This is a genomic window from Sunxiuqinia sp. sy24 (assembly GCF_052677165.1).
This window is the reverse complement of sequence record NZ_JBQYLH010000001.1, coordinates 243,291-260,061: the sequence shown is the minus strand read 5'-3', so window position 1 is coordinate 260,061 and position 16,771 is coordinate 243,291. Positions and strand designations below refer to the sequence as shown.

General features: G+C 45.3%; 11 protein-coding genes. 3 read left to right on the top strand and 8 right to left on the bottom strand.

Going from position 1 to position 16,771, the window contains the following annotated elements; genetic code table 11:
- Positions 1–14 precede the first annotated feature (14 nt).
- A complete protein-coding gene (locus ACUNWA_RS00985) occupies positions 15–1,331 on the bottom strand; it encodes a TldD/PmbA family protein (protein ID WP_445590004.1) in 1,317 nt (438 codons plus the stop codon).
- Positions 1,332–1,363: 32 nt separating this feature from the next.
- Positions 1,364–2,890, bottom strand: coding sequence for a TldD/PmbA family protein (locus ACUNWA_RS00980; protein WP_445590003.1), 1,527 nt, complete (start codon positions 2,888–2,890; stop codon positions 1,364–1,366).
- 457 nt (positions 2,891–3,347) lie between these two features.
- Here ACUNWA_RS00980 and ACUNWA_RS00975 point away from each other — a divergent pair, with 457 nt between their 5' ends.
- On the top strand, positions 3,348–4,367 hold the full coding sequence (locus tag ACUNWA_RS00975; RefSeq protein ID WP_445590002.1) for a glutamine synthetase beta-grasp domain-containing protein: 1,020 nt from the start codon (positions 3,348–3,350) through the stop codon (positions 4,365–4,367).
- A 110-nt stretch (positions 4,368–4,477) separates the two neighbouring features.
- Entirely contained in the window at positions 4,478–5,593 is a 1,116-nt protein-coding gene (locus ACUNWA_RS00970; RefSeq protein WP_445590001.1) for a pyridoxal phosphate-dependent aminotransferase, read from the top strand.
- Between the two features lie 80 nt (positions 5,594–5,673).
- Here ACUNWA_RS00970 and ACUNWA_RS00965 read toward each other — a convergent pair whose 3' ends face one another.
- Genes ACUNWA_RS00965 through ACUNWA_RS00955 form a run of 3 tightly spaced genes read right to left on the bottom strand, consistent with a single transcriptional unit; the run spans position 5,674 to position 8,981 of the window.
- On the bottom strand, positions 5,674–6,522 hold the full coding sequence (locus ACUNWA_RS00965; protein WP_445590000.1) for an HAD-IIA family hydrolase: 849 nt from the start codon (positions 6,520–6,522) through the stop codon (positions 5,674–5,676).
- Between the two features lie 6 nt (positions 6,523–6,528).
- The gene (locus ACUNWA_RS00960) at positions 6,529–7,572 is read right to left on the bottom strand and encodes a hypothetical protein (protein ID WP_445589999.1); all 1,044 of its coding nucleotides are present in this window, start codon (positions 7,570–7,572) and stop codon (positions 6,529–6,531) included.
- A 50-nt stretch (positions 7,573–7,622) separates the two neighbouring features.
- On the bottom strand, positions 7,623–8,981 hold the full coding sequence (locus tag ACUNWA_RS00955; RefSeq protein ID WP_445589998.1) for a glutamine synthetase family protein: 1,359 nt from the start codon (positions 8,979–8,981) through the stop codon (positions 7,623–7,625).
- 419 nt (positions 8,982–9,400) lie between these two features.
- Between ACUNWA_RS00955 and ACUNWA_RS00950 the strand changes: the two genes are divergently transcribed.
- Positions 9,401–11,590 carry a glutamine synthetase III family protein gene (locus ACUNWA_RS00950; RefSeq protein ID WP_445589997.1) on the top strand — a complete coding sequence of 730 codons (2,190 nt, stop codon included), beginning with the start codon at positions 9,401–9,403 and terminating at the stop codon, positions 11,588–11,590.
- 179 nt (positions 11,591–11,769) lie between these two features.
- On the opposite strand, the gene ACUNWA_RS00945 is transcribed toward ACUNWA_RS00950, so the two are convergent.
- From ACUNWA_RS00945 to ACUNWA_RS00935, 3 genes are all read right to left on the bottom strand, one after another.
- Entirely contained in the window at positions 11,770–13,392 is a 1,623-nt protein-coding gene (locus tag ACUNWA_RS00945; RefSeq protein ID WP_445589996.1) for a sulfatase family protein, read from the bottom strand.
- A 124-nt stretch (positions 13,393–13,516) separates the two neighbouring features.
- A complete protein-coding gene (locus ACUNWA_RS00940) occupies positions 13,517–15,070 on the bottom strand; it encodes a sulfatase family protein (RefSeq protein ID WP_445589995.1) in 1,554 nt (517 codons plus the stop codon).
- 92 nt (positions 15,071–15,162) lie between these two features.
- Positions 15,163–16,623: a sulfatase family protein gene (locus tag ACUNWA_RS00935; protein WP_445589994.1), complete on the bottom strand. Its 1,461-nt coding sequence runs from the start codon at positions 16,621–16,623 to the stop codon at positions 15,163–15,165.
- Positions 16,624–16,771: the final 148 nt, after the last annotated feature.

Here is a 16,771-nt window from a genome sequence, read left to right as displayed (position 1 = left end):
ATCCTTGGGCAAACTTAGCTTCCGCTAAAGTCAACCCCCTCAAACACCATAGATGGCGTTTGCCAGGATGAATTCAGGTTGGGATCGTTGCCGACTGCCGCCAGGCTCACCCATAAATCTTTCATGTTTCCACTGATGTTCATTTCAGAAACCGGCCGAACAATTTTGCCATCTTCAACCAGGAAACCATCAATTCCATAGGAGAAGTCGCCCGTTGATCCATTGGTGTTTCCGCCATTAAATCCGGTAACCAGAATTCCTTTTTTCGTTCCTTTCACCAGCTCATCCAAATTCTTATCGCCCTGCTCGAAAATTAAATTTGATGTTTCGCCAGTGGTCGGCTCAACTTCCAATTTCTTGGCGTAATAGGTATCAATAAAATAAGTTCCCAAAACTCCCTGATCAAAAACCAGTCGTTTTTTCGCTGCCAGCCCTTCGCCATCAAACAAGTGAGAACCCAGTCCACGCTGAAGGAAAGGATCATCGGTCAGGGTTAACTTTGGCGATGCAACTTTTTGGCCCAGTTTGTCAATCAAGAAAGAATTTTTCTGCTGAATACTGTAACCATTCAACGCACTGATTAAGGGCGAAAACAAACGCGGCACACTCAGATTCTCAACCAGCATGTCGTATTTCCCCGATGCAATTTTCTCCTGCCCTATTTTCTTCAAAGCCCGATTCAGCGCAGTAGTTCCCACCTCCGATTTTTTCAGCTGATCGAAAAAGATCGCGCGTTCGCTCCAGCCTTCACTCGGGCGGGCATCACCTCCATCAACCGACACGGAAGCATACAAGCTAAAACTGCTGTTGGCCGTTTCTCCTTCAAAACCATTGCTGGTCATCATCAGTCGGCTATTGGTGCTATCCGAATAGCTTGCTGTAACAGATATAATCCGATCGTCCTTTTTGTACACTTCATTTTCCACCTGAAAAGCCAGCTCCACCTTGGTCTTCGGATCAAGCTGGTCATAAGAAGGATCAACTGTGTTCAAATCCTGCTCTCCACCTTTGTAATACAATTCCGGGTCGGGTAAGCTTCGAAACGGATCAGGCGACAAGTATTTCGTTCCGGCAATAGCTTGCTCGATAAAACGTGCCAGCTCTTTTTTTTCCAACCGATTGGTCCGGTGCACCGAGTACTTATTTTCGACAAACAAACGCACACTCATACTACTTTGGATGGCTTCTTTTAGCGTATCAATTTTTTGCTCCCGAACATCGACGTTACTGCTCTTACTTTCTGAAATAATGATACCGACGTCATCGGCACCACTATCCAAGGCGTGTTGCATGGCCCACTTGGCCAGTGTATATTTTTCTTCTTGTGTCATTTTATACCATTTTTCTTATGAATTCGACTTCATTAACTCATACCACCAACCGTTAACTTATTAACCAAAACCGTTGGCAGACCGCAGGTTACCGGAACCGATTGTCCTCCTTTGCCGCAGGTCCATGTTCCGTTGTCAATCAAATAATCATCGGCACACATGGATATGTCGGCCAAGGCTTGCGGCCCGTTTCCGATGATATTGATATCCTTGATGGGCTGGGTTAATTTACCATTCTCAATCAGGTAACCCGATTTAACAAAGAAGGTAAAGTCGCCAGCCCCAATTTTCACCTGACCGTTACTGAAGTTATCCACATAAATACCCTGCTTCACATTGGTAATAATATCCTCGCGCGAATGAGGACCCGTTTCCATATAAGTTGCCCGCATTCGAGGCAGTGGAACATGTCGGAATGATTCCCGTCGACCATTTCCTGTCGGATTTACCTGGTAATGCCGGGCACTGATCCGATCGTGGATATAACTATTCAAAACACCGTCTTTCACCAGATACGTTTTTTCTGAAGGATTCCCCTCATCATCGCGATTAAGCGATCCGCGATTCTCAGGCAAAGTGCCATCATCAATAATATTGACAAAGCTTTCGGCCACTTTCTTACCCATTTTGTCTGCAAAAATAGAAGTCCCCTTACGATTGAAGTCCGCTTCAAAAGTATGTCCGATAGCTTCGTGCAGCAAAATACCAGAACCACCGGCGCCCATCACCACCGGCATTTCACCGGCCTTGGGCTTGGTAGCCTCAAACAACAAAGCGGTACGATCGACCACCTCCCTGGCCACCAACTCAACCAAGTCATCCTGCAAGAATTCGAATCCTTTGCGGAACGAACGTGAGCTATAGCCATTTTCAATTTGCCCGTTTTGCTCCATCACACAGAAAGCGCCGATGCTAACCAGCGGTCGATAATCATAGCTGATAACGCCCTCTGAACTATAAAATAACACATAGGCCGACTCGTCGGACAAATTCGCATTCACTTTGGAAACACGACTATCCAACTCAAATATCTGGCCGTTTAAGCGTTGAATAAAAGGAATTTTTTCCGGAACGGTAACGTCTTCCCACGAGCGATTAATGGCATAATAATCGGCCGGGAAAGCCTCCCTAATCTCTTGAGCAGGAATATTCTTCGCCCCACTGGCGATGTTAGCCGCGGTATTGGCTGCTTTCATCAAAGCTTCAGGAGTAATGGTTTCCGAATAGGCAAAACCTGTCTGATCGCCTTTCAACACCCGAATGCCTACGCCAAAATCAACATTGGAAAAAGCCCTGTTCACATTGCCGTCCTCCAAAGCCAAAACATTCATTGTTTTGTGCTCAAAAAACAGGTCGGCATAATCGCCGCCTTTGCTTAGCGCCTTGCCTGTCACTTTTTGCAACAAATGAAGGTCTACTCCGAAATGATCCAGGTAAGCCTGAATTTCATCCGACAGGGGATTACCCTGACACGACTGAATAAAAGCAGGCAACAACATGCTTCCTGCGACAGCCGAACCGGAAGATTTCAAAAATTTTCTTCGGTCAATGTTTCTCATTTTGAATAAAATTTATCGAGTTGTAAGTTTTCATCTTTCAATTTAACACAAATTTGTCCGTAAGCTTGCACCAGCAGTCCGGCACAAACAATTAAAATTACGCAATGAGATGAAATAATGGACTATCTATCACCAAAATATTTTTTGCTCTCCAAGCGTATGACATACTTCCACAACAACCACCAACACCTCACCACAGAGGGTGCACACCCAGAAACATAGCTATTTTTTACAGCCACATATCAATTTCAATGGTAGCTTCCAGAATAAAATAGCTGTTTTTTCAAACAACACCTAGACAAAAACAGGGCATCCCTAAAAAAACAAACTCCTATGTAAACTTTATATTAACTTTTTTACAAAATGCTGCTCATTTATTTATATTTCTGACTACCCGTTCTACTTTTGACATCAAATCATTGAAAAAACACATCGTTAACTTATAAATTGTAACAAGATGAAATCAAAATTGGAATACATCTGGCTGGATGGATACAAGCCAACTCAGAGCTTAAGGGCCAAAACGAGAATTGCAGAAAATTTCAGTGGAAAATTGGAAGACTGCCCTGTATGGTCGTTTGACGGATCATCAACTCAGCAAGCAACAGGCGGACTCTCTGACTTACTATTACAGCCAGTTGCAATTTTTCCTGACCCTGATCGCAACAATGCTTATGTTGTAATGACTGAGGTGCTCAATCCTGATGGCACCCCACATGAATCCAATGGTAGAGCTCATATCGAAGAAGAAGACGAAGATTTTTGGTTTGGTTTCGAACAAGAATATTTTTTAATGGATCCAAAAACCAACAAACCACTTGGATTCCCAGCTGATGGTTATCCTGCTCCTCAAGGACCTTACTATTGTGGTGTAGGAGGAGATAAAGCATTTGGTCGTGATATTGTTGAGGAACACTTTGATATCTGCCTGGAAGCCGGGTTGAATGTAGAAGGAATCAATGCCGAAGTTGCTGCCGGACAGTGGGAATTTCAGATTTTCGCTAAAGGAGCACACAATGCCGGCGATCAAATTTGGGTTGCCCGTTATTTCCTGGAAAGAACAGCTGAGAAATATGGCATTGTTGTTGACTGGCATCCAAAACCACTTGGTAAAGAGCTGGATTGGAATGGTTCAGGAATGCATGCAAACTTCTCAAACGGTATCATGAGAACCAAAGGCGACAAAGCTATATTTATGGCCATTTGCGAAGAATTTGGACAACATATCAAAGAACACATTGATGTTTACGGAGCATACAACGACCAACGCTTAACTGGCCTTCACGAAACAGCTGCCATTACCGATTTCAGCTATGGTGTTTCTGACCGTGGCTCTTCAATTCGTATTCCGGTAGGAACCGTTGAAGATGGCTGGAAAGGTCGCCTGGAAGACCGTCGTCCTGCATCAAACGGTGATCCATACAAAATTGCTGCTGTCATCATCAAAACAACACATAAAGCCGTAGCCAAGCTGTAAAGCTTACACAATCGCAAAAAAAAGCTGCCCTCCCCGGGCAGCTTTTTTTTTTGCTTCCGGGCTTCGACCATACACCAGATTGCGTACTTTTGAGGTTCAAAATTCAAACCATGCAACAACAACGAATAAAAATTAACCGGCAGCTATTTGAAGAAACGAGTCATTCGCCAGCTTTAATCGATATTGTTGGCGAAGAGCAGATCAGTCAAGTCATTGATTACTGTTTCATCGCCAATCCCTATTACCCTACCGACGAAATGCTGAACCAGCTGCAATCCAAACTCAGCGACATTATCAAGGCCTACCCATCGAGCAACCCCAAACTAGCCCGACAAACCCTTGCCGAAGTGTTGCAACTCAACGCGGAAACTCTACTATTAGGAAACGGAGCCACCGAGCTAATCACCATCATCGAAAAATACCTGATCGAAGATATCGCCATTCCCATCCCAACCTTTAGTGAGTATATTGAGAAGCTGCGCAGTTCCGATTCCGCCAAACTCTATCCGTTAGATCCAAAGAAAGACTACCAGCTCGACCTGCACGACTATGCCCGCTGGATTCAGGAAAACAAAGTCAGCTCAGCCCTGATCATCAATCCCGGAAACCCGACAGGGCAACTCATGGGTTTGGAAGAACTCCGATGGTTTTTATGCGAAATGAGGGAGCTGAAACTAATCCTGCTGGATGAGTCATTTATTGACTTTGCCGATGAGAAGATCCCCACCTTACTAAACGAGACCGACCAGTTCAACAACCTGATCATCGTGCGAAGCATGAGCAAACACTGCGGTGTTCCGGGCCTACGCCTCGGCTACATCTGCACGTCCAACCCATTTTTTCTAACAACCATCAAGGACGCCCTTCCGGTTTGGAATATCAACTCCATTGCCGAATACTTCTTGTTGCAACTGAAAAACACAAACGAAGTTTACCACGAAACCCGCATGCATGTTATTCAAGATGTTAAAAAGCTATACCAAAAACTTAAAAGCCTGACCGGATACAAAATCTACCCCACTGGTAGCAATTTCATTCTGGTAAAGATTGAATTTGGACTAAAAGCGCTGGATCTTCAAATGAAGCTACTTGAAGACTACGGCTTGTATGTGCGGGACTGTAGCAACAAAGTCGGCTTAGATCAATACCATATTCGCGTGGCTTCGCAAGGCCAGGAAAAAGACCAGTTGCTCGTTGACGCCTTGTGCGAACTGGCCACGCCCTAAACAACTAGTACCTTGAAAAGTTAAACGCTTTCATCAGCCTGCTTAAACAGGGATGAGATCTGCAAGAAACTAATTTCGGACTAGAAGCTGACTACCGAATCACACACATACGTTGGGATAATTCCCGTCGAGCGTATTTTCATTTTAGCATTCTCCGGCAAGGTATTTCCCGACAAAACCAACATGGTATCCATCCCGAACTTATTGCCTCCCATAATATCTGTTATCAGGGTATCGCCAACCATCAGGATATCATCGCGGTTCAACGCTTGTTTTTTACAAGCCTTTTCATAAGCAAACATAAACATCTGGGCATCGGGCTTTCCAAACCGAATGAAGTGCCGGCCCAGAATTTCCTCCACCATATCGGAAATACCACCAATGGCTATCGCGATATCAGTCCGGTTTAAGGGGTAATTAATATCGGTATTGGCTACAATCACCGACATGGTTTTCTTCCGTAGTAAATTGACCACCTTATTAATGTCGTTATTCCAGTCAAACCCCTCATCATCCAGAAAAACCAGGCATTTCACATCATCCACATCCTGCAGATCGAGCTGACTGATCGGCAAGGTTTTCAGACCAGCCATCTCAATATAATGAGCCGACTGCTCGGTCCCCAGGTAAGCAACTCTTCCTTTTTTAATCTTCAGCTTCAGCCAGTCGTGTGCCAACATGCCCGATGAGATGACTTTGTCGGTTGTTATGCTCGGAATCCCATTTATTTGATACATTCGGGCCAGCTCCTCCGGACTTCGCGAAGCATCATTGGTAAGCACATAATAATCGATGCCTTTTTCTTCTAAAAAATCAAAGGTATTCTCAACTCCCGGAATAATCCCCTTATGATTTTTCAGAACGCCGAAAGCATCAAAAAAGACCGCTTTATAATTGGTCACAACGCTTCTAAAATCTTTTGTCTTCATACAACTTTATAGTTTTAATGCTTTCAATAGTTTATCCGCACTGTAGTTTACGTCCATCGCCGGAATGTACAAGTCATAGGCTTCTTTCTGCAATTTACGAGCATAAGAGGGCAAGAAGAAATGGGTTCCATCCTTGACTACATAATTCAGAATAAAAAAGCGGTACGCTTCTTTAATTAAACGAACCTCAGACTCATTTAGCGGGAAAATACGATGGTATTCCTTCAAAAACATAATGAAGCGATCCTCCATCAGCGTATCAATTTTATAACTAAAAACAGTGCGGTCGCCCACATCGGAGACCACCCGGCTGAAAAAGTAGAAATCCATGACGCGCGATGATTCCCTAAACCAATCGTAGTCCCAACGCGAATAAAACTTGCCATCGCCACTAACCGAAAAATTCCCGATATTCCAATCAACAAAAACAGGAATGGTTGCAATCTCCGTTGAATAATTCACCTTGTCGGCCCGATAAAGAAACAAATCACACTGCCGCTTAATCAGGTCTTTTTGTTGTTCGTTACCACAAAATTTGCCGGTATCCACATTCCGCATCAGACGGTGAATGTCGGTCACGACTGTCTTCGATGCATTTGGCAACTGGTTACTCACATTGGAGCAGGCTTTATGAAACCGGGCCAACTCGCGCCCCAACTTGCGAATATTCTTATCCTCCAAGCGGCGAGGCATCTTGTATTTTATTTTAATGGGATTGTAGAAAACCACCCAGGCGCACTTATCCTGCTCAAAATAGCGGTAAATATACAGGTCATTCCGTTTGACCAGTGACCGGGCTAAAAAGTTCTCATACGGAGCTTCCAGGTTATTCGCCAGGTTGTTGATGATGACATGATCTTCCTTAAAATGTTCAAAATTCCCATATTCAGTCAGCTTGGCAAAAACAGGCTGCCTCTCATAAAAGGATATCTTATACACCTGGTTGGTCGAGACATGGGCACTGACATCGAAAATCCCTTTGATTTCGTGCCGGTCATCAAATTCCTCCCATGCCCGTCGTATCACTTGAAAATAATCGAGCGTCTGCATAATCATTTCTTTTTTTCCGAACTTCTCAAAAGTAATCAGAAACAGGGTTTTTAGATAATTTCAAAATACCTTTTTATTTCCCAATCGGTTACGGCACGCATAAATTCACGCCACTCCCACTCACGAGTTGCTGTAAAGTGAGCAACGAAATCACTGCCAAACAAGCTATTGGCCACCTCCGACTCTTTCATTTCTCGTGTCGCATCCATCAAATTGGCAGGTAAATGCTCCCGCTCATGCTGAGCATATTCATTGCCAGTGGTTGGTGGTGCAGTTAATTTCATTTCATGCTGAATACCATACAAGCCGGAAGCCAATGATGCAGCCATGGCCAAATACGGATTGGCATCGGATCCCGACAAACGCATTTCGAGCCGGGTCGATTTCGCCTGCCCGTTGATCACCCGCACAGCGGTTGTCCGGTTGTCGAAGCCCCAGCTTGCGGTAATTGGAGCCCAGGCTCCTTCACGCAAACGCTTATAGCTATTCACAGTTGGCGCATACATTGGTAAAAGAAGAGGCATGCAATACAGCTGCCCGGCCAGATAACTTTCCATCAACCCACTCATGGGTGCCTCTGGATTGCCGGAGTAAAACAGGTTATTTTTCTGATCGCTATCCCATAAACTTTGATGAATATGTCCGCTACATCCCGGAAGTTCATCATTCCACTTAGCCATAAAGCTGGCCACAATTCCATGCCTATAAGCAATTTCCTTCACGCTATTCTTAAACAGAACCGCCTTATCGGCTGCTTTCAAAACTTTATCATAACGAATAGCTGCTTCATAAACGCCCGGCCCGGTTTCGGTATGAATACTCTCCAAGGGTACATCAAATTGCTCCAAATCATTAAACAAATCGTTAAAGTAAGACTGAAACTGACTGGGACGCAACATGGAATAGCCAAACATCCCAGGCGAAATAGGGTGTAAGTCCGAATATTTCTTAGCTGCCAACTCATTCGGCGTTCCCAAAAAGTTAAACCACTCAAATTCTTCGGAAAAAACACCCGTAAAACCCATGTTGGAAGCCATTTGCTGTACCCGCCTCAACAAGCTTCGCGGACAAACAGCTTTGCCTGCTCCTTGATCGCCACTAAAATCGGCTAAAAGAAAAGGCAACTCGCCATCCCAGGGAACCGTTCGGTAAGTCGCCAGATCGAGCTGAACTTTCGCATCGGGATAGGCCGTATGCCAACCGGTGGTCTGCACATTATCATAGACTTTGTCACTGGAATCCCAACCAAAAACCACATCGCAGAAGCCCATTTTTCCGTCAGCCACTTCCAGAAACTTGTCTTTGCTAATGGTTTTCCCTCGCAAAACCCCATCAATATCCGCCACTGCAAATTTTATTTTATTATGCCGGCTTTCCTTTATCTTTTGAATTACTTCTTTATTCCCCATAACAATCAGTCCCTTTAAGTATTAAATGGTGCATGATACACCAAAATAAAAATATTGCCACATGCAAAGCAAGGCATTTCAAAAATAAAACTCGTCAGACCAGCAACCATCAAAGCCAACCCCTAGGCATAACAAGAGCCGACAAATCAATAATTATGAATATCAGAAACTCTCACACTACAAAAAAGAGCCTTCCCGCTGCCGGATCAAATCAACTCTAAAAATTAATTATTTCAGAACAACATCCAATTTAAGGCAAGCTCATTCTCAAAAAATAACAAAAGGCACACATACACCACCGATAATTAAGATCAAAATTTCAAAAAAACGATATTTTCACCTGAAAAATCCTTATTTTTGATTTTCATTAAAACAGTAGAGCCCCTCTATAGCATTATATTAATTAAACGAATTTCACCATGGCACATTTCAGATTTAAAGCGCTGCAAAAAGTTATCGAACGGCAACCAGTTAACGTAGTCAGAGAACACAACCTGACTTCCGATTTTTTTGGGATGAATGTTTTTGATCGACCCAAAATGAAAAAATACCTTTCCAAGGAAGCTTATAAAGCCGTTAGTGATGCCATCGATCATGGCCGGGCAGTAGACCGGAAAATGGCAGACCAGGTGGCTCAAGGGATGAAAGCCTGGGCTACTGAAAATGGCGCCACGCACTATACACACTGGTTTCACCCACTGACTGATGGCACAGCAGAGAAGCACGATGCCTTTATTGTACATGGAGAAGATGGTGGCGTGGTCGAAGCTTTTAGCGGGAAGCTGCTCTCACAGCAAGAACCGGATGCTTCGTCCTTTCCAAGTGGTGGAATTCGCCAAACATTTGAAGCACGAGGCTACACCGCCTGGGATGCTTCATCGCCCGCATTTATTGTTGATGGCACCTTGTGTATCCCAACAGTCTTTATCTCATTCACCGGCGAGGCACTCGACTACAAAACCCCTTTACTCAAGTCATTACTTGCGATTGACAAAACGGCTACAGCTGTTTGTCAGTACTTTGACAAGAATGTAACCAGGGTAAATGCCAACCTGGGATGCGAGCAAGAGTATTTCTTAATCGATGAAGCGCTCTTCGCTGCCCGCCCCGACCTTGTTTTAACCGGACGAACCCTCATGGGACATGCATCTTCAAAAGATCAACAACTGGACGACCACTATTTTGGTTCGATTCCAACCCGGGTTTACCGCTACATGGAAGACCTGGAAAACGAAGCTTACAAGCTCGGCATTCCACTAAAAACCCGTCACAATGAGGTGGCACCTAACCAATTCGAGGCAGCTCCCATCTACGAAGAAGCGAATTTGGCAAACGACCACAACCAACTGCTGATGGACATTATGAAAAAGGTAGCCCGTCGCCACAGTTTCAAGGTCTTATTCCATGAAAAACCATTTGCAGGAATCAATGGTTCGGGCAAACACAACAACTGGTCGCTAACTACCGATACGGGTGTTAACTTATACTCTCCGGGGAAAAATCCGAAGAGCAACCTGCAGTTCCTCACCTTTGTGGTTAATGCCATGAAAGCCGTGTATGATCATCAGGATTTGTTCCGTGCCAGCATCGTGTCTGATTCCAACTCGCACCGGCTGGGAGCCAACGAAGCACCTCCTTCCATTCTCTCCGTTTTTCTGGGAACAGAAGTGAGCAAGATGCTTGACTTGATGGAAGAAGCCGTTGTTGACCGCAAAATGACACCAGACGAAAAAACAGCCTTGAAGCTGAACATTGGCCGGATTCCAGAAATTATTCTGGACAACACCGACCGCAACCGCACCTCGCCCTTCGCCTTTACCGGTAACCGATTTGAGTTCCGGGCTGTTGGCTCATCGGCCAATTGTGCCTCATCGTTAATTGCCCTCAACACCGCTGTGGCTGCCCAACTTGAGAAATTCAAAACAGAGGTGGATACCCTCATCGAAAAAGGGATCAAAAAAGATGAAGCCATCTTTCAGGTTCTGAAAAAGCTAATTATTGAATCGAAACCCATTCGTTTTGGTGGCGATGGCTACAGTGATAACTGGCTAGCTGAAGCCAAAAAACGTGGCTTAACCAATATCAACAGCGTACCCGAAGCCCTAGCGGCTTACCTGTCCAAACAGACCAAACAGCTGTTTGCCTCGCAGGAAGTTCTTTCGAAAAAAGAACTGGAAGGGCGTACCGAGGTGGAATACGAAAAGTTTACCATGAAAGTGCAGATTGAAGCACGTGTGCTGGGCGATCTGGCCATCAACCACATTGTACCAACAGCCGTTCAGTACCAAACCACGTTGCTTAAGAACGTCAAGAACCTAAAGGACGTTTTTTCTCCTGAAGAATTTGAGGAGCTTGCTCATGCCCGCAAAGAACTGATCCGGGAAATTGGGGGTCACATATCGGCCATTAAAGCCAAGGTGAAAGAGATGGTGGAAGCCCGCAAAGTTGCCAATGTGATTGAAAATAGCGTTGACAAAGCTAAGGCTTATGACAATACCGTACGCCCTTACCTCAATGACATTCGGTATCATATTGACAAGCTGGAACTAACCGTAGACAATGAGCTTTGGCCACTGCCCAAGTACCGCGAACTACTGTTTGTACGCTAACAAACGCAAGCCAATACATACCAAAGAGGCTGCTCACAACTTTAGGTGAGCAGCCTCTTTTTTGTACTATTAGAAATGCTTCCGCCTGCATGGAGAAACCTTCCGCCTCTGACTTGGAGGTTTCCGCCTGCGTGGAGGACGTTTCCGAGTCTGCTCACCTCCAAGCCGCAGGGTTCCGGTTAGTTGTTCACCACATCGAGGTACGCTTTCAGGAAACGCTGATCATTGGCATCGCTGTCGCCATATTTTTCGCGCAGTTCGGTTAAGCGTTCATGCATCATCTGCTTCACATCGGCATAGGCCGGATCGTCATAAACATTGGTCATTTCCTGCGGATCGTTTTCGAGGTCATACAATTCCCACTCATCAATATCATAGTAAAAATGAATCAGTTTGTACCGGTCGGTCCGCACCCCATAATGGCGTTTCACCATATGAATGGAAGGGTATTCGTAATAGGTGTAATAAATGGCATCGCGCCATACCGAGCTTTCGCCACTAACCAACCTGCGGAAGGATTCACCTTGCACATCCTGCGGAATATCAACACCGGCATAATCCAGAAATGTTGGGGCAAAATCAATGTTCTGAACCAACTCGTCCACCACGGTGCCCGGCTCAATTTCCGGAGGATACATCATCAGCAAAGGCGTCCGAAACGATTCTTCGTACATAAACCGCTTGTCGAACCAGCCATGCTCGCCCAGGTAAAAGCCCTGATCGGAGGTGTACACCACAATGGTATTTTCAGCCAATCCGTTTTCTTCCAGAAAATCGAGCAACTGGCCAACTCCCTCATCCACTGATGCAATACACCCCAGGTAATCCTGCATGTATCGCTGAAAGCGCCATTGCATCAGCTCCTTTTCATTCATGCTTGGATATTTGCGGGCAAAGTCTTCCACAATCGGATCGTACACTGCATCCCAGGCAGCCCGTTGCTGCTCATCCATTCGGCCCAGATTGTTGGTATAAGCCGCTTTGTCCCAGGTCAGGGTCTGAGGAATGCCCAGCTCATCCATCACCTCGGGCCGTATTTTGGAGTCGCCGGCCCAGTTCATATCCTTCAGCACATTCATTTCCTGCTCTTTGGCAGCCGTTCCACGCCCTTTGTAATCATCAAAAAGCGTTTCGGGCTCCTTAAAGGTCATCCCAGTGTATTCCTTGTAGTGACGCTCGGCCGGCAACCACTCGCGATGCGGGGCCTTTTGATGGTAGAGCAAGCAGAAGGGTTTTTCCGGATCGCGCTCTTTCAGCCATTTCAACGACATTTCGGTGGTTAAATCCGTCACATAGCCATCCAGGCGTTTTTTCTCACCATTAATGATGAAATCCGGATTGTAATAATGGCCCTGCCCCGGCAACACCGCCGAATAATCAAAGCCCTGCGGCAATCCATCCAGGTGAATTTTTCCAATCAGAGCCGTTTGATAACCATTTTGTTGCAACAATTTCGGGAAGCTCATCTGGTTCCAATCGAATGGCTGCACATTGTCCACCTTTCCGTTGACAAAACTGTGCTTGCCGGTAAGCATAACCGCCCGGCTCGGCGCACAAATGGAGTTGGAGACAAACCCCCGGGTAAAAATGGCTCCCTGCTCTGCAATCCGGTCAATGTTCGGCGTTTTATTGAGCCCATGCCCGTATGCGCTGATGGCTTGATAGGCATGATCATCACTCATAATGTACACAATATTCGGCTTGGTCTTGGGTTTCTCTGCGGCCGGTTGGCTGCAAGCTGCCAGCCCCAGTCCGGCAATCGAAAAAAGACCAATTGATTGGCTAAGGTTTATATTCATCATTAACTGTTTATTGGTTTAAACTAGAAATCGTATCTATTTAAATATTCTACATTTAGCAACCGGCAACTCTTCATCGCTTCGGCCTGCTACCTTAGGATAATGTCTTCGGAATAAGGCGTGAATTTTAATTATTCCAGTGTGTTTCTACAAGCTCCCTCATTACAGGATAAGACTCATCCGAGTCGCCAACTTCTTTCCGAAGCAAAATAAGCTCCTCTTTCATTTCCTTTATAATTCCGGCATAAGCAGGATCATGGTAGGCATTGTCGTTTTCATGCGGATCTTTCTGAAGATCGTAAAACTCCCAGGCCGGTTCTGTCGTTTCTTGCTGCGCTCCCGCCATGTCCAGCGGTTGACCATAGAAAAAGGCCAGCTTATACCGCTCATTCCGAATACCGAAATGTCCGGGACGATCCACCAGATGCAACCAGTACCGGTAATACATCGATTTTCGCCAGTCTTCAGGAGTCTCCCCTTTCAGGTTGTTCCGGAAACTTCTTCCTTCAATAAAATCAGGCTTTTCAACATTAGCATAATCGGCCAGCAAAGCCGCAAAATCAATGTTCAAAATAATATCATCAATGCGTCGACCGCCATTAAATTCTTTGGGGTAACGAATTACAAAAGGCATTCGCAGGGATTCCTCATAAATCAGTCGTTTATCAAAGAAACCATGCTCTCCCAAAAAGTAGCCCTGATCGGCCGTGTAGATAACAACCGTATTGTCTGCAATCCCTTCTTCTTCAAGGAAGTCGAGCAGCTTGCCAATGTTGTCATCAATGGCGGCACCACTGCGAATGAAGTCTTTCACTAACTTCTGATAGGTCTTTTTGCGTTGTTCCCTGGCATCCAGGCCATCCACCGAAAATGGCAACTCTGGATACTGCGCCCAGTAGTTGGGATTTTTGGTATTATCGAGGTAACGATCTCGAAGGTTTTCCAGAACCTGTCCTTTGAATGTTCGGCCTGTGGTTTCAGGCCCTGAATCGTAAAGGCTCTCCGGCTCCGGCAGTTCAACACCATCCAGCAGATTTTTATAGCGATCGGGAAAATCAAAAGGTTCGTGCGTTGCTTTAAAGTGACACATCATCATAAAGGGCTTGGTCTTGTCCCTCTTTTTCATCCAGTCGATACTCAAATCAGCAATCACATCGGTCGAAAATCCTTCATACTCTTTCCCGCCACCATAGCCGTCTTCCCAGTTATCCTTGGTTTTCAGAATCGGGTTCCAGTACCTTCCCTGCCCTGGCAAAACATTAAAATAGTCAAAGCCGGCCGGTTGTTTTTTCAGGTGCCACTTCCCAATAATGGCCGTTTGGTAGCCATTTCCTTGCAACACTTTGGCAATGTTCATACTGTCCGGATTCAAGGCATTGGCGAGCGTATAAACTCCGTTATGATGACTGTACTGTCCGGTTAAAATGGTGGCACGACTTGGTGTGCAAATGGAGTTGGTGCAAAAGCAATTGTCAAGCACCACACCTTCATTTGCCAGCCTGCCGATATTGGGCGCATGCACATAATCCTTTAAAATTCCGCCGTAAATACCCCACGCCTGTGAAGTATGGTCATCACTTAAAATAAAAAGAATGTTGGGCTTTTCTTCTGGCACTTGCTTTCCGGTGCAAGCCGAAAGAACACCGAGCGCAGCAGCCATTAGATCAAATCTGAATCTCATTCGTTTATCGTTTTATTTTTCAATCGTTTTCTCTGAACTCGCAAGGAATATCATCCTGCTGCTGTATGAATGCTTTAGCCCAGGCACATTTCCTATTTCTCAGGCTCTATTTCGTAATCTTCTCCATTCTCAGATTTTTGGCAAGATTCCAGCCAATCCATCAAGTCGGCTTTCATTTGAGCTGCCAGTTCTGAATTTTGTGCCATAATATTATTCTGCTCTCCCGGGTCATTCAGCAAATGATATAACTCAAAGGTTTTTCCATTGTCGGTACTAATCAGTTTGTACTCTTGCGTTACCCATGACAATCTTTCCAGGTACCGAAATCCCATGGGCTTTTCGCGCTCTGCTTTCTTCCCTTTCAAGACCTCTGTCAGGCTTATTCCGTCGATTGGTCTTTCATCCGGAAAATTCAGTTCCAGCAGGTCGACTACAGTTGGCAAGTAATCGCTGGTAAAACAAGGAAAATCGGTTTTTTGTCCAGCTTCAATTCCCTGAGGCCAAACACAGAATGCGGGTACTCGAACTCCTCCTTCGTACAAATCGCGCTTACGCCCCCGATAAGGTCCGGCACTTCCGGGCGTACGCAGCTCGGGGCCATTATCACTGCAAAACCAAATCAGGGTGTTTTCGGCTTCTCCCAGCTCCTCCAGCTTTTCCCACAAGCGTCCCATCTGTTGGTCCATTGCGGAAATTGTGGCATAATACAGTTGTTCCCGGTAGGAATACGCACCATACTCGTTCATTATTTCTTCGCTGGCCACCACCGGCAAGTGCGGCGTATGTATCCAAATCACCGAAAAGAAAGGTTGCCCCTTTTCTAAGGAGTTTTCAATAAAAGGGATCGCCCGGTCAACAATGATTTTTGAATCGTCTCCATCCAGGTTTTCCGTTTCACTGGTCTCTTCGCCTATCCAGTAAAATGTTTCAAATAATTCTGCAGTGCTTTTATCTTCAATTGCTTTCCAGCCATACCGCAAACTTTCTCCTTTTTCGGTATCAAAAGTGGCCGGTTTTAACATCGGATCGTAGGTTGGCACCTTCGATTCGGTTACAAAATAAGTATCGTAACCATGCATGCTGGGAATACTATAATGCGTTGAATCGCCGGGACGGCCGCGATTAGCATCTTTCACTTGAGTCGTTAAAGTTCCTAAATGCCATTTCCCAAAGTGGCCGGTTGCATAGCCTTTCTGCTTAAGCAGCTCGGGCAATGTAATTTCTTCTGTTTTTAGATGTCCTGAGTTTGCATTTGGAATTCCAAGACGATATGGGTTTCTGCCGGTTAAACAACTCGCCCGCGTTGGCGAACACACCGCTGAAGCAGCATAAAAACGATTAAAGGTGATTCCTTTCCCAGCCAGCATATCCAGGTTGGGTGTTTTTATTATTTCATTCCCGTTAAAACCTATATCTCCCCACCCCAAATCATCGCACATAACGAATACGATATTGGGAGTTGCAGCCTTTTCAGGCTTAGCTTGCCTGGCTTGAACGAGATTTCCCGACAACAACAAGGATGTTCCGGCAATTAGTTTGACGAGGTTGATCATGGTTTAATTGTGTTTTTTTACGCTTGTTTACGAAATGCTGGTCAAAGGCAAGCGATTTCGCTAAGATCCAAAATTAAATAAAAAATCCTTGCCTTTGATAATCGGTCGGAAAGCTCCACCAAAAACCAAACGCAAGGACATCAAAATG

Coding starts and splice junctions, on each gene's coding strand:
- ACUNWA_RS00985 (WP_445590004.1), bottom strand. CDS start 1,331: ATGACACAAGAAGAAAAATATACACTGGCCAAGTGGGCCATGCAACAC.
- ACUNWA_RS00980 (WP_445590003.1), bottom strand. CDS start 2,890: ATGAGAAACATTGACCGAAGAAAATTTTTGAAATCTTCCGGTTCGGCT.
- ACUNWA_RS00975 (WP_445590002.1), top strand. CDS start 3,348: ATGAAATCAAAATTGGAATACATCTGGCTGGATGGATACAAGCCAACT.
- ACUNWA_RS00970 (WP_445590001.1), top strand. CDS start 4,478: ATGCAACAACAACGAATAAAAATTAACCGGCAGCTATTTGAAGAAACG.
- ACUNWA_RS00965 (WP_445590000.1), bottom strand. CDS start 6,522: ATGAAGACAAAAGATTTTAGAAGCGTTGTGACCAATTATAAAGCGGTC.
- ACUNWA_RS00960 (WP_445589999.1), bottom strand. CDS start 7,572: ATGCAGACGCTCGATTATTTTCAAGTGATACGACGGGCATGGGAGGAA.
- ACUNWA_RS00955 (WP_445589998.1), bottom strand. CDS start 8,981: ATGGGGAATAAAGAAGTAATTCAAAAGATAAAGGAAAGCCGGCATAAT.
- ACUNWA_RS00950 (WP_445589997.1), top strand. CDS start 9,401: ATGGCACATTTCAGATTTAAAGCGCTGCAAAAAGTTATCGAACGGCAA.
- ACUNWA_RS00945 (WP_445589996.1), bottom strand. CDS start 13,392: ATGATGAATATAAACCTTAGCCAATCAATTGGTCTTTTTTCGATTGCC.
- ACUNWA_RS00940 (WP_445589995.1), bottom strand. CDS start 15,070: ATGAGATTCAGATTTGATCTAATGGCTGCTGCGCTCGGTGTTCTTTCG.
- ACUNWA_RS00935 (WP_445589994.1), bottom strand. CDS start 16,623: ATGATCAACCTCGTCAAACTAATTGCCGGAACATCCTTGTTGTTGTCG.